The 19989-nt window shown below is 73.3% G+C and carries 19 protein-coding genes and 3 tRNA genes; 11 read left to right on the top strand and 11 right to left on the bottom strand.

Translation table 11 applies throughout. The features are described from left to right. Positions 1-146 precede the first annotated feature (146 nt). A complete protein-coding gene (locus tag ACF1DX_RS02770) occupies positions 147-890 on the top strand; it encodes a hypothetical protein (protein ID WP_391789432.1) in 744 nt (247 codons plus the stop codon). 43 nt (positions 891-933) lie between these two features. Here ACF1DX_RS02770 and ACF1DX_RS02775 read toward each other — a convergent pair whose 3' ends face one another. The 4 genes from ACF1DX_RS02775 to ACF1DX_RS02790 form a co-directional block, all read right to left on the bottom strand. Then, positions 934-2862 carry an ABC transporter ATP-binding protein gene (locus tag ACF1DX_RS02775; protein WP_391789433.1) on the bottom strand — a complete coding sequence of 643 codons (1929 nt, stop codon included), beginning with the start codon at positions 2860-2862 and terminating at the stop codon, positions 934-936. Next, positions 2862-4595: an ABC transporter ATP-binding protein gene (locus tag ACF1DX_RS02780; RefSeq protein WP_391789434.1), complete on the bottom strand. Its 1734-nt coding sequence runs from the start codon at positions 4593-4595 to the stop codon at positions 2862-2864. The genes ACF1DX_RS02775 and ACF1DX_RS02780 overlap by 1 nt, the downstream gene beginning before the upstream one ends. Before the next feature lie 104 nt (positions 4596-4699). After that, positions 4700-6154, bottom strand: a complete 1455-nt coding sequence (locus ACF1DX_RS02785; RefSeq protein WP_391789435.1) for an FGGY family carbohydrate kinase — start codon at positions 6152-6154, stop codon at positions 4700-4702. Positions 6155-6327: 173 nt separating this feature from the next. Then, positions 6328-6633 carry a YtxH domain-containing protein gene (locus ACF1DX_RS02790; protein WP_391789436.1) on the bottom strand — a complete coding sequence of 102 codons (306 nt, stop codon included), beginning with the start codon at positions 6631-6633 and terminating at the stop codon, positions 6328-6330. Between the two features lie 147 nt (positions 6634-6780). Here ACF1DX_RS02790 and ACF1DX_RS02795 point away from each other — a divergent pair. The 4 genes from ACF1DX_RS02795 (at position 6781) to ACF1DX_RS02810 (ending at position 7843) form a co-directional block, all read left to right on the top strand. Beyond that, a tRNA-Asn gene (locus ACF1DX_RS02795) sits at positions 6781-6853 on the top strand. 5 nt (positions 6854-6858) lie between these two features. Continuing rightward, positions 6859-6931 (top strand) — tRNA-Asn (locus tag ACF1DX_RS02800). Between the two features lie 177 nt (positions 6932-7108). Next, positions 7109-7182, top strand: a tRNA-Ile gene (locus tag ACF1DX_RS02805). Between the two features lie 457 nt (positions 7183-7639). Then, positions 7640-7843: a hypothetical protein gene (locus tag ACF1DX_RS02810; protein ID WP_391789437.1), complete on the top strand. Its 204-nt coding sequence runs from the start codon at positions 7640-7642 to the stop codon at positions 7841-7843. A gap of 18 nt (positions 7844-7861) precedes the next feature. Here ACF1DX_RS02810 and ACF1DX_RS02815 read toward each other — a convergent pair whose 3' ends face one another. Together ACF1DX_RS02815 and ACF1DX_RS02820 are read right to left on the bottom strand one after the other, a co-directional pair. Continuing rightward, positions 7862-8026 (bottom strand): hypothetical protein, encoded by a 165-nt coding sequence (locus ACF1DX_RS02815; protein WP_391789438.1) that lies wholly within the window; start codon positions 8024-8026, stop codon positions 7862-7864. 66 nt (positions 8027-8092) lie between these two features. Beyond that, complete coding sequence (locus tag ACF1DX_RS02820; protein WP_391789439.1) at positions 8093-8773, bottom strand: ANTAR domain-containing response regulator; 681 nt, start codon at positions 8771-8773, stop codon at positions 8093-8095. 204 nt (positions 8774-8977) lie between these two features. Between ACF1DX_RS02820 and ACF1DX_RS02825 the strand changes: the two genes are divergently transcribed. Both ACF1DX_RS02825 and ACF1DX_RS02830 read left to right on the top strand, forming a co-directional pair. Further along, positions 8978-9331: an STAS domain-containing protein gene (locus ACF1DX_RS02825; RefSeq protein WP_391789440.1), complete on the top strand. Its 354-nt coding sequence runs from the start codon at positions 8978-8980 to the stop codon at positions 9329-9331. Further along, positions 9328-10281: an anti-sigma factor RsbA family regulatory protein gene (locus tag ACF1DX_RS02830; RefSeq protein ID WP_391789441.1), complete on the top strand. Its 954-nt coding sequence runs from the start codon at positions 9328-9330 to the stop codon at positions 10279-10281. Before ACF1DX_RS02825 ends, ACF1DX_RS02830 begins: the two co-directional genes overlap by 4 nt. 43 nt (positions 10282-10324) lie before the next feature. Here ACF1DX_RS02830 and ACF1DX_RS02835 read toward each other — a convergent pair whose 3' ends face one another. From ACF1DX_RS02835 to ACF1DX_RS02850, 4 genes are all read right to left on the bottom strand, one after another. Beyond that, on the bottom strand, positions 10325-11362 hold the full coding sequence (locus ACF1DX_RS02835; protein WP_391789442.1) for a rod shape-determining protein: 1038 nt from the start codon (positions 11360-11362) through the stop codon (positions 10325-10327). 188 nt (positions 11363-11550) lie between these two features. Further along, on the bottom strand, positions 11551-12888 hold the full coding sequence (locus ACF1DX_RS02840; RefSeq protein ID WP_391789443.1) for a carboxyl transferase domain-containing protein: 1338 nt from the start codon (positions 12886-12888) through the stop codon (positions 11551-11553). Beyond that, on the bottom strand, positions 12881-14332 hold the full coding sequence (locus ACF1DX_RS02845; protein WP_391789444.1) for an acyl-CoA synthetase: 1452 nt from the start codon (positions 14330-14332) through the stop codon (positions 12881-12883). Before ACF1DX_RS02845 ends, ACF1DX_RS02840 begins: the two co-directional genes overlap by 8 nt. 79 nt (positions 14333-14411) lie before the next feature. Continuing rightward, positions 14412-15764, bottom strand: a complete 1353-nt coding sequence (locus tag ACF1DX_RS02850; RefSeq protein WP_391789445.1) for an SLC13 family permease — start codon at positions 15762-15764, stop codon at positions 14412-14414. A 179-nt stretch (positions 15765-15943) separates the two neighbouring features. Between ACF1DX_RS02850 and ACF1DX_RS02855 the strand changes: the two genes are divergently transcribed. Next, the gene (locus ACF1DX_RS02855; protein ID WP_391789446.1) at positions 15944-16651 is read left to right on the top strand and encodes a FadR/GntR family transcriptional regulator; all 708 of its coding nucleotides are present in this window, start codon (positions 15944-15946) and stop codon (positions 16649-16651) included. 99 nt (positions 16652-16750) lie between these two features. Then, positions 16751-17623, top strand: coding sequence for a RimK family alpha-L-glutamate ligase (locus tag ACF1DX_RS02860; RefSeq protein WP_391789447.1), 873 nt, complete (start codon positions 16751-16753; stop codon positions 17621-17623). On the opposite strand, the gene ACF1DX_RS02865 is transcribed toward ACF1DX_RS02860, so the two are convergent. Beyond that, a complete protein-coding gene (locus tag ACF1DX_RS02865; RefSeq protein WP_391789448.1) occupies positions 17604-18239 on the bottom strand; it encodes a hypothetical protein in 636 nt (211 codons plus the stop codon). The genes ACF1DX_RS02860 and ACF1DX_RS02865 overlap by 20 nt on opposite strands. Before the next feature lie 108 nt (positions 18240-18347). Here ACF1DX_RS02865 and ACF1DX_RS02870 point away from each other — a divergent pair, with 108 nt between their 5' ends. Together ACF1DX_RS02870 and ACF1DX_RS02875 are read left to right on the top strand one after the other, a co-directional pair. Beyond that, positions 18348-19121 (top strand): IclR family transcriptional regulator, encoded by a 774-nt coding sequence (locus ACF1DX_RS02870; RefSeq protein ID WP_391789449.1) that lies wholly within the window; start codon positions 18348-18350, stop codon positions 19119-19121. Beyond that, a complete protein-coding gene (locus ACF1DX_RS02875; RefSeq protein WP_391789450.1) occupies positions 19118-19972 on the top strand; it encodes an SMP-30/gluconolactonase/LRE family protein in 855 nt (284 codons plus the stop codon). Before ACF1DX_RS02870 ends, ACF1DX_RS02875 begins: the two co-directional genes overlap by 4 nt. Positions 19973-19989 lie beyond the last annotated feature (17 nt).

Below are 19989 nucleotides of genomic sequence, written 5' to 3' on the forward strand. Positions count from 1 at the left end.
GCCGCGACGGAACGGCTCGGCCCTGCGACGCACCGTGTGCGCAGGGGTTCTACGTATTTTTACTGACGCCGCATCCGCTGTGTTCTGTCACCGTCTTCCCAGATGCGACCTCGGTACCGACGTACCGGGGCGCAGGTGTCTGAGGAGTGAGCACGAGAGCGGACGGACTGCGGCGGGTTCCGGCGGCCGTGGTGATGCTGGCGGCGGTGGCCCTGCTGGCCGGTTGCGGGGGCGGCGACGAGGGGTCCCGGGACGGCGGGAGCGGTGCCGCGGCCGAGGACTCCGGGAAGGGGACCGCGGCGGGGAAGGCGGGCGGCGGCCCGCTGGACGCGGCCGGTCTGGAGAGCGCGGCGGTCGCCGAGGCGGACCTGCCCGACTACACCTTCACCGTCTTCAAGCAGGGCACCGTCCTCGGCAGCAAGGGGAAACCGGCCGACCCGGCGGCCTGCCAGCCCATCGAGGACATCCGCCTGCGCTCCCCCGAACCGGCGCCGGCCGCGGCGGCGGCCCGCTCCGTCCACCCGAAGACGGACATCCAGGCCACCGAGATCACGCTGTACGCCTACGACAAGGCGGCCGACGCCGAGGAACTCCTCACCCGTGTCCGCGAGGCGGCGAAGAACTGCCCCGCCGGCTACGAGGACGACACCGGCCTGAACCCGACCGTCACCGCCCTCGCCGACCCCGACCCCGGCCCGGGCGACGAGGCACTCGCCTACAAGCGGGAGTTGTCCGGCACGGCGCACTGGTACCGGGTGGTGCGCAGCGGCCCCCACGTCGCCGTCTTCGGCTGGAAGAGCCTGGTCGCGCACAAGAACGCGGGCGAGGCTCCGGACGAGGTGATCACCGCCCAGCTGAAGAAGCTGACGGAGACGGCGGGCACGGACTGATCCGGGGACGCGCGCGTCCCCGGACCGGCCCGGGACGCGCGCGTCAGTCGACCTCCGCCACCGCCTGGGCGAACTGCGCCTTGTACAGGCGGGCGTACGCCCCGTCCGCCGCCAGCAGCTTCTCGTGCGCGCCCTGTTCGACGATCGAGCCGTTCTCCATCACCAGGATCGTGTCCGCGTCCCGGATCGTGGACAGCCGGTGCGCGATCACGAACGACGTACGCCCGTGCGCCAGTCGCGCCATTGCCTTCTGGATCAGCACCTCCGTGCGGGTGTCCACGGAACTCGTCGCCTCGTCCAGGACGAGGATCACCGGGTCCGACAGGAACGCCCGGGCGATCGTGATGAGCTGCTTCTCACCCGCGCTCACCCCGCTGCCCTCGTCGTCGATCACCGTGTCGTACCCGTCGGGCAGCGTCCGGACGAACCGGTCCGCGTGCGCGGCCCGCGCCGCCTCCTCGATCTCCTCCCGGGTGACCTCGCGCGCGGAACCGTAGGCGATGTTCTCCGCGATGGTGCCGCCGAACAGCCAGGTGTCCTGGAGCACCATGCCGATCCCGGCGCGCAGTTCGTCCCGGGACATCCTCGCGATGTCCACCCCGTCGAGGGTGATCCGCCCGCCGGAGACCTCGTAGAACCGCATCAGCAGGTTCACCAGGGTCGTCTTGCCGGCGCCCGTCGGGCCGACGATGGCCACCGTGTGGCCCGGCTCGACCGTCAGCGACAGATCCTCGATCAGCGGCCTCTCCGGGTCGTACCGGAACGACACGTGCTCCAGCGCCACCCGCCCGCGCAGCTCGGCCGGCTTCTCGGCCGGCGAGGGGTCGGCCTCCTGCTCCTCGGCGTCCAGCAGTTCGAAGACCCGCTCCGCCGAGGCGACACCCGACTGCACCAGGTTCGCCATCGAGGCGACCTGCGTCAGCGGCATCGAGAACTGCCGCGAGTACTGGATGAACGCCTGCACGTCACCGATGGACAGCGTGCCCGACGCGACCCGCAGCCCGCCGACGACCGCCACCAGCACGTAGTTGATGTTCGAGACGAAGAACATCAGCGGCTGCATGACGCCGCTGTTGAACTGCGCCTTGAACCCGGCCTCGTACAGCGCGTCGTTCTCCTCGGCGAACTTCCTCGCCGACTCCTCCTGACGCCCGAACACCTTCACCAGGGTGTGCCCGGTGTACATCTCCTCGATGTGCGCGTTGAGGGTGCCGGTCGACTTCCACTGCTGCACGAAGTGCGGCTGCGACCGCTTGCCGACGCGGGTGGCGACGACGAACGACAGCGGCACCGTCACCAGCGCGACCAGCGCCAGGATCCACGAGACGTAGAACATCATCGCGAGCACGCCGATGATGGTGAGCAGCGAGTTGATCAGCTGGCCCATCGACTGCTGGAGCGTCTGCCCGATGTTGTCGATGTCGTTGGTGGCGCGGCTGAGCACCTCACCGCGCTGCCGCTTGTCGAAGTACGACAGCGGCAGCCGCGACAGCTTCGTCTGCACGTCCTCGCGCATCCGGAACATGGTGCGGTTGACCGCCCGGTTCACCAACCGGGTCGCCACCGCCATCAGCAGTCCGGCGACGCCGAACACCGCCAGCGCGAACAGCAGGACGTTGCCCACCGCCGTGAAGTCGATGCCCTCGCCGGGCGTGAAGTCGGTGCCGCGGAGCATGTCGGCGACGTCGCCCTCGCCCCGCTCCCGCATCGAGTCGAGCACCTGCTCCTTGGTGGCGCCCTCCGGCATGTCGCGGCCGACGATGCCCGCGAAGACCAGGTCGGTCGCCCTGCCGAGGATCTTCGGCCCGATCACGCTGAGTCCGACGCTCAGGACGACGCAGGCCAGCAGCCCGTAGATCGTCACACGTTCCGGCCGGAACCGCGCGAGCAGCCGTTTGCTCGACCCCTTGAAGTCGATCGTCCGCTGGTCGGGGCCGCCCCCGGCCATCATCCGTCCCCCGGGCCCCGCCATCAGGCAGCCTCCGCTTCCGTGAGCTGGGAGAGCACGATCTCCCGGTAGGTCTCGTTGTCCGCCATCAGTTCGTGGTGCCGGCCGGTGCCGACGACCCGGCCCTCGTCCAGGACCACGATCCGGTCGGCGTCCCGGATGGTCGCCACCCGCTGGGCGACGATCACCACGGTCGCCTCGGCCGTCTCCCGTCCGAGGGCCGCCCGCAGGGCCGCGTCGGTGGCGTAGTCGAGCGCGGAGAAGGAGTCGTCGAAGAGGTAGATCTCCGGGCGCTGCACCAGCGTCCGGGCGATCGCGAGGCGCTGGCGCTGACCGCCGGAGACGTTCGTCCCGCCCTGCGCGATCGGCGCGTCGAGTCCGCCCTCCAGGCGCTCCACGAAGTCCTTGCCCTGCGCCACCTCCAGCGCGTGCCACAGCTCCTCGTCCGTGGCGTCCGGATTGCCGTAGCGCAGGTTCGTCGCCACCGTGCCCGCGAAGAGGTACGGCTTCTGCGGTACGAGGCCGACGGTCTTCGCGAGCAGCGCCGGCTCGACGTCCGCCACGGGCACGCCGTCCACCAGCACCTCCCCGTCGGTCGCGTCGAACAGCCGGGGGACAAGACCGAGGAGGGTGGACTTGCCGCTGCCGGTGGAACCGATCACGGCCGTGACCTCACCGGGCCGCGCCACCAGATCGACGGCCTTCAGCACCGGCTCCTCGGCACCCGGGTAGCGGAAGCCCGCGCCCCGGATCTCCAGGTGTCCGTGCCGGCGCAGCTCGGTGACGGGCGCGACGGGCGGCACCACGCTCGACGACGTGTCCAGCACCTCGTGGATGCGCTCGGCGCAGACCTCGGCGCGCGGCACCATCATGAACATGAAGGTGGCCATCATCACGGACATGACGATCTGCATCAGATAGGCGAGGAACGCGGTCAGGTCACCGATCTGCATCCCGCCGCTGTCGATGCGGTGCGCGCCGAACCACACCACCGCGATCGACGACAGGTTCACCACCGTCATGACCACCGGGAACATCAGCGCCAGCAGATTGCCCGTGCGCAGCGACATGTCGGTCAGCTCGGTGTTGGACTTCCGGAACCGCCCCTGCTCGTACGTGTCCCGCACGAAGGCGCGGATCACCCGGTTGCCGGTGATCTGCTCGCGCAGCACCCGGTTCACCGTGTCGAGCCGCTCCTGCATGGTCCGGAACAGCGGACGCAGCTTCCGTACGATCAGCGTCACGCAGACGCCCAGCACCGGCACCACCGCGACCAGCACCCCGGACAGCGGGACGTCCAGGCCGAGCGCCATCACGATGCCGCCCACACACATGATGGGCGCCGACACCATCAGGGTGAACGTCATCAGGACCAGCATCTGCACCTGCTGGACGTCGTTCGTCGTACGGGTGATCAGCGAGGGCGCGCCGAAGTGACCCACCTCACGCGCGGAGAACGACTGCACCCGGTCGAACACGGCGGCGCGTACGTCCCGTCCCAGGGCCGACGCGGTCCGGGCGCCGTAGTACACGGCACCGATGTTGCACACGACCTGGACCAGCGAGATGCCGATCATCAGGGCGCCGTAGCCCAGGATGTAACCGCTGTCGCCCTCGACGACGCCCTGGTCGATGATGTCCGCGTTGAGCGTGGGCAGGTAGAGCGAGGCGCAGGTCTGCAGGAACTGCAGCAGCACCAGCAGGGTGATGGGTCTCTTGTAGGGCCTCAGATGGGTCCGCAGGAGTCGTATGAGCACGCTGAATCTCTCGGAGTGGTCGGCGGGGGCGTTGGTTGCCCGTGGCCCCCATCGTCGAACACTCCACCCGCGTTACCTCAACCGAATTAATCCCCCGGCCCGTGCTATGCGCGGAACGCCCCCGGATGGGTCTGCTCCCGCACCGCCACGTACTGCTGGCGCACCGCCTGCCCCACCGCCAGGTCCTCCCCGGGATCCAGCACCTGCGCCACCGGGCCCTGCCAGACCGGCGGCGTACGCGGATCGAGGGTGCCCTGCGACGCACCCAGCGCCCAGGCCGCCTGCCGGGCCGCGCCGATCGCCGCGTAGTCCGCGGGCTGCGGCACCACCACCTGCGCCCCGAACAGCGCGGGCGCCGCCGACTGCACGGCCGGCAGCTCCGCGGCCGGACCCAGCAGGAAGACCCGCCGCACCTCCACGCCCCGGCCGCGCAGCACGTCCAGCGCGTCCGCGAGCCCGCACAGCATGCCCTCGAACGCGGCCCGCGCCAGATGCTCCGGCTTCATCGACTCGCGCCGCAGCCCGGACAGCGTCCCGGCGGTGTGCGGCAGGTTCGGGGTGCGCTCACCCTCCAGGTACGGCAGCAGCACCAGCCCGTGCGACCCCGGCGTCGACTTCATCGCCAGGTCGGACAGGCTCTCCAGGTCGGGCAGGCCGAGCAGTTCGGCGGTCCCGCGCAGGGCGCGCACGGCGTTCAGGGTGGTGACCACGGGCAGGTGCATGCCGGTCGCGTCCGCCAGCGAGGTGATCATTCCGTGCTGGTCGACGAGCGCCTCCGGGTGCACGGCCATCACGGACCCGGACGCGCCCAGCGACACCACCGCGTCGCCCAGCCCGATCCCCAGCCCGAACGCCGCCGCCATCGTCTCGCCCGTGCCGGCGGAGATCAGCAGCCCTTCCGGGGTCGTACCGGCCGCCTCCGCCGGGCCGATCACCTCGGGCAGCATCGCCTGGTGCCCGAGCGCCAGCTCCACCAGATCGGGCCGGTAGCCGCCGGTGGCCGCCGCCCAGTACCCGGTGCCGGACGCCCCGCCCCGGTCGGTGGTGCGCCGCACCGGCCGGCCGAGAAGCTGCCACACCAGCCAGTCGTGCGCCTGCAGCAGTACGGCGGTGCGCGCCGCGTTCTCCGGTTCGCTGCGGGCCATCCAGCGCAGCTTGGTCACCGGCTGCGCGGCCCCCGGCACACAGCCCACGGCCCGCGCCCACGCCTCACGCCCGCCGAACGCGTCGATCAGATCGGCCGCCGCGACCTGCGCCCGCTTGTCGCCGCCGGTCATCGCCGGCCGCACGGTGTTGCCCTGCGCGTCCAGCGGCACCAGCGCGTTCGCCTGTGCGGAGACGCCGATGGCCTGCACGCCCTCCAGCAGGCCGCCGCCCGCGGCCTCGCCGAGGGACAGCAGCCAGGCCTGCGGGTCGACGTCGGAGGGACGGCCGCCGCCGTCGGTGCCCTGTACCGGATGAGGGGCGTATCCCTGCTTGAGTACGGATCCGGTGTCCGTGTCACAGACGACGATGCGAGTGAAGTCTGGCGCGCTGTCCAGTCCGGCGACTATCCCCATACGGCGATTTTGCCGTACCGCCGCGCTTGCGTGGGCGGTGGGCGCCGTCGGGGTTTTTTATCGCGGGCGCGGGCCGTGTGCGGTCGCGCGCGCCCACGCGGCGGAGCCGCATGTCGAATACGGCCCCACGCCCCTCGGGCGGGAGGGGTCGCCCGGCGCCCACCGGGTGGCTCTCACGTGTTGCTCGTGCCCCAGTCGTCCTCCGCCGGGCCGTGGGCCGTGCGTTCGCGCAGGGTGCGCACCCGCTGGGCGACCGAGTCGGGCATGCGGTCGCCGACCTTGTCGCTGACCACGTGGTACGCCTTGTCCGCGAACTCGCGGCCCTGCTGCGCCGCGCTCTCCGCGGTGTTGCGCACGGCGGGGTTCTGTGTGAACTGCTGCGCGGACTTCTTGATCTGCTCGTAGCGCTCGCGTCCGGCTTTCGTGCCCAGCACGTAACCCAGGACGACTCCGGCGACGAACGTGAGCCGGTAACGCATGGCGGCCACCCTTCCCGTTGTTCCGGCGACGGCGCCGGGGAGTACCGATTGGCGGAGCACCCCCCTGCTTGCGCTAATGTATGTGTCGCAGCGAGCGAGTGCCCCCTGGCGGATACCCAGGCGGGTACGTTCGATGCAACGAGACATTCCTCCGTAGCTCAATTGGCAGAGCAGCCGGCTGTTAACCGGCAGGTTACTGGTTCGAGTCCAGTCGGGGGAGCTCGGTCCTCCGTAGCTCAATTGGCAGAGCAGCCGGCTGTTAACCGGCAGGTTACTGGTTCGAGTCCAGTCGGGGGAGCATGGTGAACGAGGGCCCCGTAGGGGTCCTTTTTCATGTCCGGGGGAACCGTGCGGGGCTCGGCGAAGTCTCCATGGTCACGAAGACCGCACGCGGCCGACCATCCGGAGCAGGAGATCGTATGAGCGGCTATGCTGCGGCAGACGGCGCGCACACATGTACGCGACACGCCGTTATGGGGCGGTAGCTCAGCCGGTTAGAGCAGCGGACTCATAATCCGTCGGCCGTGGGTTCGAGTCCCACCCGCCCCACTCACCGCACCACGGGAAACGGACGCTCCGTCATCGAGGGGCGAGTGGCAGCCCCTCGGGGTTCTCCGGATCCACCCCCACCTCCGCCTCCCGCCGCGAAGAGGTGTCCGGCCGCTCCCCGTCGGCCGTGAACGAGCCCCTGCCCGGAGTGGTGACGATCGGCTTCTCTCCACGGAGTGCCCGCGGTCGCCCCGCGGACCGTGACCCGTACGGCCCCGAACTCCGTTTCGGGCCGCCCCTGCGAGAAGACTTCCGTGAAGTGCCGGTTCCCTGCCGGTGGTTGTCGCGTCGCGAGAGGTCACGGCACCCCGCCGCACCACGCCGAATCGGTCCCCCTCGCCCGGCTCGGTCCCTTCCGGCCGGGGGAAGCCGGGCCCTGACCGCCGGTTTCGGGGCAAGGGGGAGCGCGGCGGGCGGCTCCGGCATCCGCCGGCGATCCACCCCGGCCCCTTTGCCGGTGCCGAAGAACGCGTGGCGCCGGGTGGACACCGCCCCGTACAAGCCCACCCGGCGTGGGCGGCACCGCTCCGCAGGGGCCATCGGTCTCCTGGTGTACGCCACCGCGGTCCACCACGGCCCTACCGTGCTCCCTGCGGACAACGGCTTCGGCACTGCCGCGGCCGTCCTGGAGGACGTGGAGCAGCGGGACGCGAGGGCCTGAGGCGGCGGGGCCCCGGGCTCACCCGCCCTCGGCGGCGCCGTCGGACGAGGCCGGCGCGTCCGACGGGTCGCGTTCGCCCTCCGCCTGGGACGGGGTGGAGTGCGGGATCTCGGGGGTGGTCCACTCGTCGTCGTCCCGGTCGCCCTCGGCCTGGGACGGAGTGTGCTCGCTCAGCTCGCTCATGGTGCTGCCTCCCGCTCGCGGGGCCGGTGGTCGGTCCGTCGCCGGGTACCCCGCGCGGGGCCGGTGTCACCGTGCCGAGCGGCGGGCCAGGGCCCTGGACAGGGCGGCGCGGACCTCCTCGGGCGGTGTGGCGCCCTCCGCCCCCGCACCGGCGGTGAGCGCCTCCGCGACCGCGCGGAGCTTGGTGTTGGAGAGCTGGGACACCTCCCGCAGAAGGTGCCACGCCTCGTCCGAGGTGCAGCCGTACGTCGCCATCAGGATGCCGCGGGCCTGGTCGATCACCGGGCGGGAGGCGATCGCCTGCCGCAGCTGCTCGACCTCCTCCCGGAGCAGGTGCAGCCGCTCCTCCCGCTCCAGCGCCACCGCCGAGACGGTCCGCGACGGCGTGCCCTCCGGTGCCGGGGAGCGCAGCGGATCCGCGGTGTCGAAGCCGGCGAGTTCCAGGATGCGACGCGGCTGACCGTTCCAGCGGGTGGCCGTGACCGGCACCGACCATCGCCGGCCGTGGTCGCGCAGCACCTCCAGGAAATCCAGCCCCGCCGTGTCCATGAAGTACACGCCGCTCATGTCCACGTCGACCCGGACCGTGCCGGCGGGCAGCCCGGCCAGCTTCTCGGCCAGGGCCTGGGCGCATCCGCGGACCAGCTCGCCGCGCGGGGTGAGCAGCGCCCGGTCCGCGTCCACGTGACCGCCGATGACCAAGGTGTTCAGCCTTCCCGGGGGAGGGAGTGATGCCGCGGAGGACATGTCACCGCCTTGTCGGTGCTCGTGGGTGGTCGGGGCGTTTCGGGTGAGTCCGGCCGCCGCCGGCACCGGAGCGGTAGGCTGCGCACGGTCCCGGCTGCGCTGCGGGTGCGCCTGCCCCGCCCGCGGCGTGCTACACACCGTGCCGGGGGGAATGGCCGGGAACCGGCGGGGTACGTACAGGCCGGGAGCGTGGGGAGACGGGTGTTGGGTGATGACCACCGGACGTCGTACGGGCCCGGGATCCCGGCGCCCTGTCTGACGGTGCGCCCGCTGGCGGGCGGCCGCGGTGTCCGCGCGGCCGGGGAGATCGGCCTGGCCACGCATACGATCTGGGAGCGCGTGCTGGAGCAGGCGGTGCGCGAAGGTGAGGCCGTGTACTACCTGGAACTGTCCGAGGTGACGTTCGTCGACGTCGCGGGTGCCGGAGCGCTCGCGGCGGCCGCCGGGCGCCTCGGGGACGGCCGCAGGTTCGTGGTGCGGCGCCCGCCGCCCGCGCTGAGCCGGGTGCTGGACCTGTTCTGGCCCGACCTGCCGACGATCGAGGTGTCGATGTCATGAGCGCCGCGGCCGGACCCCTGGAAGCCCCCACCGGTTCCTTCGTCCACCCCGCCCTCTTCTACCGGGACGACCGGGAGTACCTGGAGGGCACCGTCCCCTTCGTGCGCGAGGGGCTCGCGGCCGGCGAGCCCGTGGCGGTCGCCGTCCCCGGTGACCGGCTGCGCCTGATCCGGGACGCGCTCGGGGACGACGCGGACACCGTCCGCCTCCTCGACATGCGCGAGGCCGGACGCAACCCCGGCCGGATCATCCCCGGCGTGCTGCGCGCCTTCGCCGACGCCCAGCCGGCCGGGAAGCGGGTGCGGATCATCGGCGAGCCCGTCTGGGCCGGCCGCTCCGCGGCCGAGTACCCCGCCTGCGTCCAGCACGAGGCGCTGATCAACGCCGCCTTCCGGGGCCGTACGGCGACGATCCTGTGCCCCTACGACGCCGTACGCCTGCCCGCGCACGTCCTCGCCGACGCCCACGCCACCCACCCCACCGTCGTCCCCGCCGGCGCCCGCCCGGCGCGGGACAGCGAGGCGTACGATCCCGACGCGGTCGTCGCCCGCTACAACGAGCCACTGCCGCTCGTGGCGGACGCGATGACCTTCCCGTTCGTCGCCGATTCGCTGCCCTCGGCCCGGCACGCCGCGTCCGACGAGGGACGGCGGCTCGGCCTCACCGGCGTCACCCTGAACGACCTGGCCCTCGCCACGGCCGAGCTGACCACGAACAGCGTGCTGCACGGCGGCGGTTCGGGAGTGCTGCGGGTCTGGGCCGAGGACGGCCACGTCCTGTGCGAGGTGCGCGACGGAGGCCGGATGACCGACCCCCTCGCCGGGCGTCACCCCGCCTCCCGCGACCAGCGCGGCGGACGCGGCCTGCTGATGGTCAACCTGATCGCCGACCTGGTGCGCGTGCACACCGGGGACGAGGGCACCACGATCAGATGCTGGTTCCCCCGCTGACGGCCCGCCCGGCCGTCCGCGCCCCCGCCGGTGCCCGCCCGGTTCAGGCGCGCAGCGGGTCCAGCACGATCGGGGCGATCCTGCCCTCCAGCATCTCGCCCAGCCCCTGTACGGCGCAGAGCTCCGGCCGTTCGGCGATGTGCACCGGCATGCCCGTCGACTGACGCAGCATCTGGTCGAAGCCCGGCAGCAGGGCGCTCCCGCCGACCATCATGATCCCCCGGTCGACCAGGTCGGCGACCAGATCCGGCGGGCACTCCCGCAGCACCTTGCCGATGCCGTCGAGGACGGCGGTGAGCGGTGTCTGGATGGCCCGCCGCACGGCGGCCGTGTCGACCCGCACGGAACGGGCCAGACCGGTGGCCACGTCCCGCCCGTGGATCTCCGTCGACTCCGGGCCCTGCGGGGTGAGCCCGTTGCCGTGCAGGGCGAGCTGCAGGGGCCGTACGGACTGGCTCGGCAGCATCAGCTCGTGCTGGTGGCGCAGGTGCTGCACGATCGCGTTGTCCACGGCCTCCCCGCCGACGGGGACGCGCTCCGCCGTCACGATCGCCCCGAGGGAGAGCACGGCCACCTGTGTGGCCGCCGCCCCGCACACCATGATCATGGTGGCCTCGGGCCGCTCCACCGGCAGGCCGCAGCCGACGGCGGCGGCGATGAGCGTGTCGACCAGCTCCACCCGGCGGGCGCCGAGACCGACCAGCGTCTCGATCGTGGCGCGCTGGGCGAGCGGATCGGCGTCGTGCGGGACGCAGGCCGCGGCCCGCAGCCGGGGCCTGCGGCGCAGCGTGCGGCGCATCCTGTCCCCGATGAGCTGCCGCAGCATGCGCTGCGCCATCTCGATGTCGACGACCGTGCCGCCGGAGACGGGGCGTACGACGCGGATGTAGTCCGGCGTACGGCCCGTCATCTTCTCCGCGAACTCACCGACCGCCATCAGCGCTCCGGTACGGGTGTTCACGGCGGCGGTGGACGGCTGGTCGACGACGAGTCCGGCGCCCTTGACATACACCCGGGTGCGGGCCGCCCCCAGGTCGACGGCGATGTGGCAGCGGCGCAGCTGCTCCAGACTGGCGGTCACGGCGGATCCTCCCGAGTGCGCACCCAGCGGCCCGCCGGACGGCGGACCTCTCAGGCATCGTGCGCGGCGGACGGGGCGGGCGCCTTTCCTGGGGGGCCGGGCGGGGGGCCGCCGAACGGGGCCTCTCAGCCGCGAGGGGTGCGGGCCGCCGGTCCGACGGCCGGTCCGACGGCCGGTCCGACGGCCGGTCAGGCCACCGGTCCCACGACCCCCCGGACCACCCCCAGCTCCACCAGGTCCTGCGGGCGGACGCGGAGCCGGTCCGCTGTGCTCTCCACCTCCTCCGGGGGCCGTTTGAGGATGGCCGCCGCGAGTTCCGGGGCGATCACCGAGAAGTAGCTGTCGGGGGTGGCCCAGGTGTTGCCGGGGGCCGCGAGCGCCAGCGCGCCGCCGGAGCCGCCCTCGCCGACGACCAGCGTGGTGACCGGCGTACGGGCGGCGGCCACGGCGCCGAACAGGTCGGCGATGGCGGCCCCCGCGCCCTGCCGCTCCGCCTCCGCGTCGTTCGCCGCGCCCGGCGTGTCCACCAGCGTCAGCACCGGGATGCCGAGCCGGTCCGCGAGCCGGACCAGCCGGGCGGCGGTGCGGTACCCGGCGGGCCGGGTCGCCGCCCCGGTCTGCGCCGCGTAGGCGACCGTACGGCCCTGGTGCTCGCCGAAGCCGCACAGCATGCCGTCCGGGTCCGTGCCGCCGCAGCGGTCGCCGCTGATGGTGACGCGGGAGGTGAGGAAGGCGTCCAGGTAGGCGGTGGCGCGCGGGCGTTCGGGTGAGCGGGCGCGGCGGACGGCGTCCCAGCCGGTGGCCGGGAGGTCCGCCCTGCCCAGCGCGGGCGGCGGCGGGACCGGCGCGGCGGAGGGCCGGGTCAGCAGCCGCAGCCAGTGGCCCAGCGTCCCGCGCAGCTCCTCCGGCCGGACCAGGGCGTCCGCCGCGCCCGCCGCCACCTGCGCCTCGGCCGTGTACGCCGCCGGGTCCGCGTCCGCCGGCCGCACCCGTGAGCCGGCGAAGCCGACCTGCGCGCCGGGCAGGGCGAGGACCACGTCGGCGCCCGCGCCCAGGGTGGCCCAGCCGCCGCCGGTCGTCGGGTCCCGCACCACCGCGATCTGCGGCAGCCCGGCCTCCCGTGTGAGCGCCGACTCCCGCGCCACCCGCTGGAGCTGGGTGAGCGCGAGCATGCCCTCCTGCATCCTGCTCCCCCCGGTGGCGACCAGCGGCACCACCGGCAGCCGGTGGGCGCGGGCATGGGCGTACGCCGCCACCAGCCGGTCGCCGGTGCGCTCGCCTAGCGAGCCGCCGAGGAAGCCGAACTCGAAGGCGACGACGACCGCCCGGGTGCCCCCGACGCTCGCGGTGCCGCAGATCACGGACTCCCGCTCGCCGGTGCGTTCGGCGGCACGGTCGCGGGCGGCGCCGTAACCGGGCCAGCCGAGCGGGCCGTCGGGGGACGGCTTCCTCGTGGGGTGGCCGAGTTCGGTGAAGTCGTCCGCGAGGAGGGCGACGGCCTCCCGCGCGGACAGCCGGTCAGCCACGGGACAGCGCCCGCTTCATGATCTTCCCCATGTCGTTGCGGGGGAGGGCGTCGAGGTGGTGGACCACGCGCGGCCGCTTGTGCGGGGCGAGGCGCCCGGCGACATGGCCGGCCAGCTCCTCCAGGCCGGGCGGGGACTGCGGATCGGCCGGCACCACCCACGCCACGATCCGCTCGCCCAGATCGGCGTCCGGCTCCCCGGTGACCGCGGCCTCCCGCACCCCCGGATGCTCCAGCAGCGCGTTCTCGATCTCACCCGCGCCGATCTTGTACCCCCCGCTCTTGATCAGGTCGGTGGCCTTGCGGCCGACGATCCGGACGTACCCGTCGGCGTCGCGCACCGCCATGTCGCCGGTGCGGAACCAGCCGTCGGCCGTGAACGCGGCGGCCGTCGCGTCCGGCCGGTTCAGGTACTCCGTGAACAGGTTCGGCCCGCGCACCTGGATCTCGCCGACCGTCTCACCGTCGTACGACGTGATCGGCGACCCGTCCTCCTCCACCAGCCGCAGCTCCACGCCCGGCAGCGGCACGCCCACCGTGCCGGGGCGGGCCTCGCCGTCCGCCCGTACGGCGGTGTTCATGAGCGTCTCCGTCATGCCGTACCGCTCGATGACCCGGCGCCCGGTCGCCGCCGCGATCCGCTCGTGGTCGTGCACGGGCAGCGCGGCCGACCCCGACACCAGCAGCCGCGCCCCGGCCAGCGCCTTCACCAGTTCCGGCCCGTCGGGCAGCGCCTCCGCGAGGCGGTGGTACATCGTCGGCACCCCGAACAGCATGGTCGCGCCGCCGTTCAGCTCACGCGCCACGCCCTCGGGGGTGAACCTGCCCAGATGGCGCACGGAGCCGCCGCGGCGCAGCGGGCCGAGGGTGCCGAGGACGAGGCCGTGCACATGGAACAGCGGCAGCCCGTGCACCAGCACGTCCTCGCCGGTCCACCGCCAGGCGTCGGCGAGGGCGTCCAGGGTGGCGGCGATCGCACGGCGGGGGATGACGGCGCCCTTGGGCGGTCCGGTGGTGCCGGAGGTGTAGACGATCAGGGCGGGGTCCTCCGGGTCCCGCTCGCGGTCGGCGGGGAGCGCGCCGCGCGCCGCCGGGTCCACATCGACGCGGGGCAGGTCGCCCAGCGGGGCGGGCAGTTCCTCGCCGGGCGCGGTGAGCACCAGGTCCGGGGCGCTGTCGGTCAGGATGTGGCCGAGTTCCTTCCCGCCCGACTTCGGGTTGAGCGGGACGACGGTCACCCCGGCGGCCAGCGCCGCGGTGACCGCGACCGCCGTCTCCAGTGCCGGCGTGGCCCAGACGGCGACCCGGCGCGCCCCCGTCAGCTCCCCGGCCACCGCGCCGGCCGCCGAGGCGAGTTCCCCGTACGTCAGTGAGCGCTCGCCGAAGCGCAGGGCGGGCCGGTCGGCGGCCGGGCCGTCGGTCAGGGCCGGGAAGAGAGAGGACACGCGTCGTACTCCTTAACTAGCTGTCGTGCTTGACCGGCTGTCGTTGCGAAGGCTGCCAGGTGCCCGTCCCACCCGGGACCTACCCCCACCCGGGCACGACCATCACCAGCCACACCACCGCCGGGACCGCCGCGACCACGATCCCGCCGTACGCCATCAACTGCCGGAAGAACCGCTCACGGTCGACGTCCGGCGCGGCGGCCAGCACCAACGCGCCGTTCGTGGAGAACGGGCTGACGTCGACGACCGTCGCGGACACCGCGAGGGCGGCCACCATGCCGACGGCCCCGATCTCGCCCTGCGCCAGGAACGGTACGGCCAGCGGGATCAGCGCGCCCATGATGCCGACGGAGGAGGCGAACGCCGACACGATCGCGCCGATGTAGCAGAGCAGCACCGCGGCGAGCAGCGGGACGCCGATGCCGCCGACGCCCTCACCGGCCCAGGTGATGGTGCCCATCTCGTCCAGCACCCCGACGTAGGTGAGCACACCGCAGATCAGCAGCACCGTGGGCCAGGCGATCTCGGAGACCGCCCTGCGGCTGTCGTCCGGCCAGGCGGTGCTCAGGACGACGGCGAGGGTGATCGCGGTGAGACCGGCGTCCAGGTCGAAGCCGAGGACGGCGACGACGAGGGCGGCCAGGGAGACGAGGGTGGCGAGGACGGGAGCGGTGAGTGCTACGGCGGCGGGGGCGTCGGGGCGGGTGGCCACGGCGGTGGGGGCGGGGGCGGTACGGGTGCCGCCGCCGCTGCCCTTGCGCGAGCCGCCCGTGATGCCGGATGCGTCCGTGCTCCCGCTGTCCCCGCCCTCGGTCACGGCCCCCTGCCGCCACAGCCTCGGCCCGCCGCAGACGACGAACACGACCGCCGCGATGGCGAGGTTCACCAGCAGCGAGGCGAGGAACAGGGTGATCTCGCTGCCGGGCAGCTTCTCCCGCTCGACGATGCCGTTGACGATGGAGCCGTAGATGCTGATCGGGGAGAAGCCGCCGGCCTGGGCGCCGTGCACCACCATCGCGCCCATCAGCAGCGGGCTGATCCGGTACCGGGCGGCGAAGCTCAGCGCGATCGGCGCGACGATCGCGACGGCGGCCGGGCTGACCGCGCCGATCGCGGTGAGCGCGCCGGTGAGGGCGAACATCACCCAGGGGATCAGCGCGACCCGTCCCCGCACCAGCCGGACGGCCGCGTGCACCAGCCAGTCGGTGGTGCCGTTGGCGCGGGCGATGGCGAACAGGTACGTGACGCCGACCAGGACGACGAACAGATCGCCGGGGAAACCGGCGAAGACGCCGTCCGCGTCGAGGTCGGCGACGAGCGTGCCCACCCCGAAGGCGGCGGCGAAGGCCAGCGCGCCCATGTTGACGGAGCGGGTGGTGGCGATGACGAACACCACCGCCAGGACGAGGATCGAGACGAGTTCGGGGGACATGCGGGGCTCCCGACTGGCTGAGTGGCTGAACCACTTGACCGCTGGAGTGGCGTGGTCCGTTTGGTCGGACAGCGTGGGCCCCGGTGCGGGAGCCGTCAAGGGGTCGCGCAGGAATTGGCTCAGCCACTCGACCACCGTGCGGGCCCCGGTGCTAGTCTCCCGACGAGAGGGGGACTTTCGTGACCGACGCCCTGCGCCCCATGACGAGACAGCGCCTGTACGAGCAGGTGCTGGACCGGTTGCGCCAGTACGTCACGGAGGGCGGCCTGCGGGCCGGCGACCGCCTCCCGCCCGAACGGGACCTGGCCCAGCGGCTCGGTGTCAGCCGTGCCTCGGTGAAGCAGGCGATCGTGGTGCTGGAGGTCCAGGGCCTGGTGGAGGCCCGCCACGGCGGCGGCACCTATCTCGTACGGGACAGCCTCGACGTCGAGCCGGTCGAGCGGATGGTGGAACGCCGCCGGCGCCTGCCCGACGTGCTGGAGGCCCGGGAGGCGCTGGAGACGAAGCTCGCCGAACTGGCCGCCGAACGCCGCACGGACGACGACCTCGCCGCGATGCGGTCGGCGCTCGCCCACATGGCCGAGGAGATCGAGGCGGGCGGCGGGGGAGTGGAGGGCGACCGCCTCTTCCACGCGGCGGTGACGGCGGCCGCCCACAGCGGTCTGCTCGCGGAGTTCATGCGCTCCATCGCCGAGCAGATCGCCGAGAGCCGCACGGAGTCGCTGCGCCAGCCGGGGCGACCCAACCGGTCCCTGGCCCAACATCAGGCGATCCTCGACGCCATCGCCGCCGGGCAGCCCCGGCAGGCGGCCACCGCCATGCGCCGCCACGTCCGCACGGTCGCCAAGGTCCGCCTCCTGGACTGGGAGCCGGAGGAGGACCGCTGACCGGCTCCTGACCGTCGAGCGGTCTGTCGCGGTTCCCGGTGCGGTTGCTAGCCTGCCCGTCGATCAGCTGTTCGTATGCCGTGTGAGGAGTGAGTCGTCGTGCCCCGTATCGCGCTCGTGACCTGCCGGCCCGGCCCCGAGGTGGCCGAGGACCAGGATCTGCCGGGGCTGGTGCGGGCGTTGGAGGAGGCCGGGGCCGAGGCGTCCGCCGAGGTGTGGGACGACGACGCCGTCGACTGGGCCGGCTTCGACCTCGTCGTGATCCGCTCCACCTGGGACTACAGCTGGCGGTCGGCGGAGTTCACCGCGTGGGCCGAGCGGTGCGGCACGCTCACCCGGCTGGCCAATCCGGCGGACGTGGTGCGCTGGAACAGCGACAAGCGGTACCTGGGGGAGCTCGCCGCCGCCGGGGTGCCGGTGGTGGACACCCGGTACATCGCGGCGGGCGACCCGCTCGACCTCCCCGACGACCACGAGTACGTCGTCAAGCCCACCTCCGGCGCCGGCGCCCGGTTCGCCGCCCGCTACACCCCCGACGAGCACGACACGGCCGTACGGCACCTGCGGCGCATGCACGCCGAGGGGTTCACCGCGATGGTGCAGCCGTACCTGCGGGGCATCGAGACGTCCGGTGAGCGGGCGCTGCAGTACGTCGGGGGCAACCTGCTGCACGCAAGCCGCAAGGGGCCCGTCCTCGCCCCCGGCACCCCCTACGACCAGCGCAAGGTGGCCCACCCCGGGCTGACCGACTGGACCCCGGCCCTGGAGGAAGCGGCCGTCGCCAGAAAGGCGATGGCCTCCGTACCGGGCCGGCCCGAGCTGCTGTACGCGCGCGTCGACCTCGTGGACGGGGACGACGGCCGGCCCCGCGTGATGGAGCTGGAGCTGGTCGAGCCGAACCTGTTCCTGTGGCTGCACCCGGAGTCGGTGCCGCGCGTCGTGGAGGAGATCCTCAAGGCCGCGGTCCGCTGACCTCCGTACGCTGCAACAGCCCCCACGTGAACTCCGCGACCACCTCGCGCCGTACGCCGCTCGCGTCCGGGGCCGTGAAGGCGAGCCCCCAGCGGGTGGGGGCCGAGCCCTCCAGGGGGCGGGCGGGGGCGAAGGCGCGGGCGGCCTCGTCGACCGTGCAGGACCAGGGGGTGAGGTCCTCCACCGTGCGCAGGGCGGGCGGTTCGGCGCCCGGTGCGCGGACCAGCCACTCGTTCCACACCGCCCCGCCGGCCGCCGCCGTCAGCACCTCGAAGCGCAGGCCGGGCCAGAGCGGGACCGGCCACCGCCACGCCTCGCAGTCCAGGTCGCCGATCCGGCGCGGGGTGCGGGACTCCGGCTCGCCGAGGACGGAACGGTAGCGGGAGAGGGCCGGGCGGGAGCGCGGCGAGCGGACCATGGCCTGCCAGCGCTTGTTGGCCTCCCGCATGTCCGCGAGGGAGACGCCCAGCCGGTGCCGGGCGTCCTCCACCGGGCCGGGGTTGTGGTCGGCCATGCGGCGCAGCAGCACGAGCTGGAAGTCGAGCGCGGTGAAGGGGGACTGCTCTCCGGTGGGCACGGGCCCATCTTCGTACGGCGGTGGAAACGGCCGTCCCATTGCCCGGGGTCGCCCGGTATCGCTAGCCTGTGTGTTCGCCATTCCGATCGCCTGTTGAAATCTCGAACGACCGCAGGCGCCTGAGACACATTAGGGAGGGGGCCGGTCGTGGGACGCCTCGTACCAGCCGTGACCCGGGCTCTCGACATTCTCGAGCTCTTCCTCGACGGGGACGGCACGCTCTCCGCCCCCGACATCGTGCGCAGGCTGCAACTGCCGCGCACCACCGTCCATGAGCTGGTGACCACGCTCGCCGCCCGGAAGTACATCGTCCCGGTGGCGGGCCAGCCCGGCCGTTACCGGCTCGGCGTACGCCCGTACCAGCTCGGCGCCCGCTACGCCGAGCACCTCGACCTCGCCGCCGAGGGCCAGCAGGTCGCCCGCTCGGTCGCCGAGACCTGTGACGAGACGGTGCACGTGGCGATCCTGGAGGACACCGACGTCATCTACATCGCCAAGGTGGACTCCACCCACGCGGTGCGGATGGTGTCGGCGGCCGGCCGCCGGCTGCCCGCCCACTGCACCTCCGTCGGCAAGATGCTGCTGGCCTCCCTTCCCGAGCACGAACTCACCGCGCGCGTCCCCGACGACGCCGAGCTGCCCGCGATGACCCCCAACAGCATCACCGACGTGGCCGCCCTGCGCGAGACCCTTGCGGAGATCCGTGCCCGGGGCGTCGCCGTGGAGAGCCGCGAGTCCAACCCGGACGTCTCCTGCGTCGCCGCCCCGGTGCGCGACCGGACGGGGCAGGTGGTCGCCGCGCTGTCCATCTCCGTACCGATGATCCGCTGGAGCGACGAGCGGCTCGGCGAGCTGGAGCAGCTCGCCGTGAAGGGTGCCGCCGAACTGTCCGAGCGGCTGGGCTACAGGAGCGTGGCATGACACACACCTACGACGTCGCCGTCCGCGCGGAGGCGGCCCTGGGGGAGGGGCCCACCTGGGACCCGGCGACCGGCCGCCTGCTGTGGATCGACATCCTCGGCTCCCGCGTCCACACCTACGACCCCGCCACCGGCCGGCGCACCGTGCGCCGCACCGACCAGCACGTGGGCGCCGTCAAGCCCCGCGCGGGCGGCGGCCTCGTCCTCAACCTGCGGGACGGCATCGGCCTGCTCGACCCCGACGGCACCTTCCGCTGGCTGCACCGCGAGGTCGTTCCCGGCCGCCGCGCCAACGACGCCGCCGTCGCCCCCGACGGCAGCCTGTGGGCGGGCACCATGCGCTACGACGAGGCGCCCTGCGGCGGCACGCTCTCCCGCGTCACCGGCGACGGCACGGTCAAGGTCCTCCTCGACGACGTGGCGGTGAGCAACGGCACCGGCTGGAGCCCCGACGGCCGGCTGATGTACTACATCGACTCGCCGACCCGCCGCATCGACGTCTTCGACGTCGGCGAGGCGGACGGCAGGATCACGAACCGCCGTTCGTTCGCCGCGATCGAGGACGGCGCCGGCTTCCCCGACGGTCTGTGCGTGGACGCCGACGGCTGTGTGTGGGTGGCCCTGTGGGGCGGTGGCGCGGTACGCCGCTACACCCCCTCCGGCGATCTGGACCGGGTGATCCCGCTCCCCGTCCCCCTCGTCACGGCCTGCGCCTTCGGCGGCCCCGACCTGACGGACCTCTACATCACCACGGCCCGCGTGGGCCTGACGGCCCCGCACCCCCTGGCGGGCTCCCTGCTGGTGGTGCCGGGGGCGGGCAAGGGGGTACCCCAGCCGCCGTTCGCGGGCTGACTTCGGATCACCCCCTC

This window comes from Streptomyces sp. NPDC014676 (assembly GCF_043084105.1).
Classification (GTDB): Bacteria; Actinomycetota; Actinomycetes; order Streptomycetales; family Streptomycetaceae; genus Streptomyces.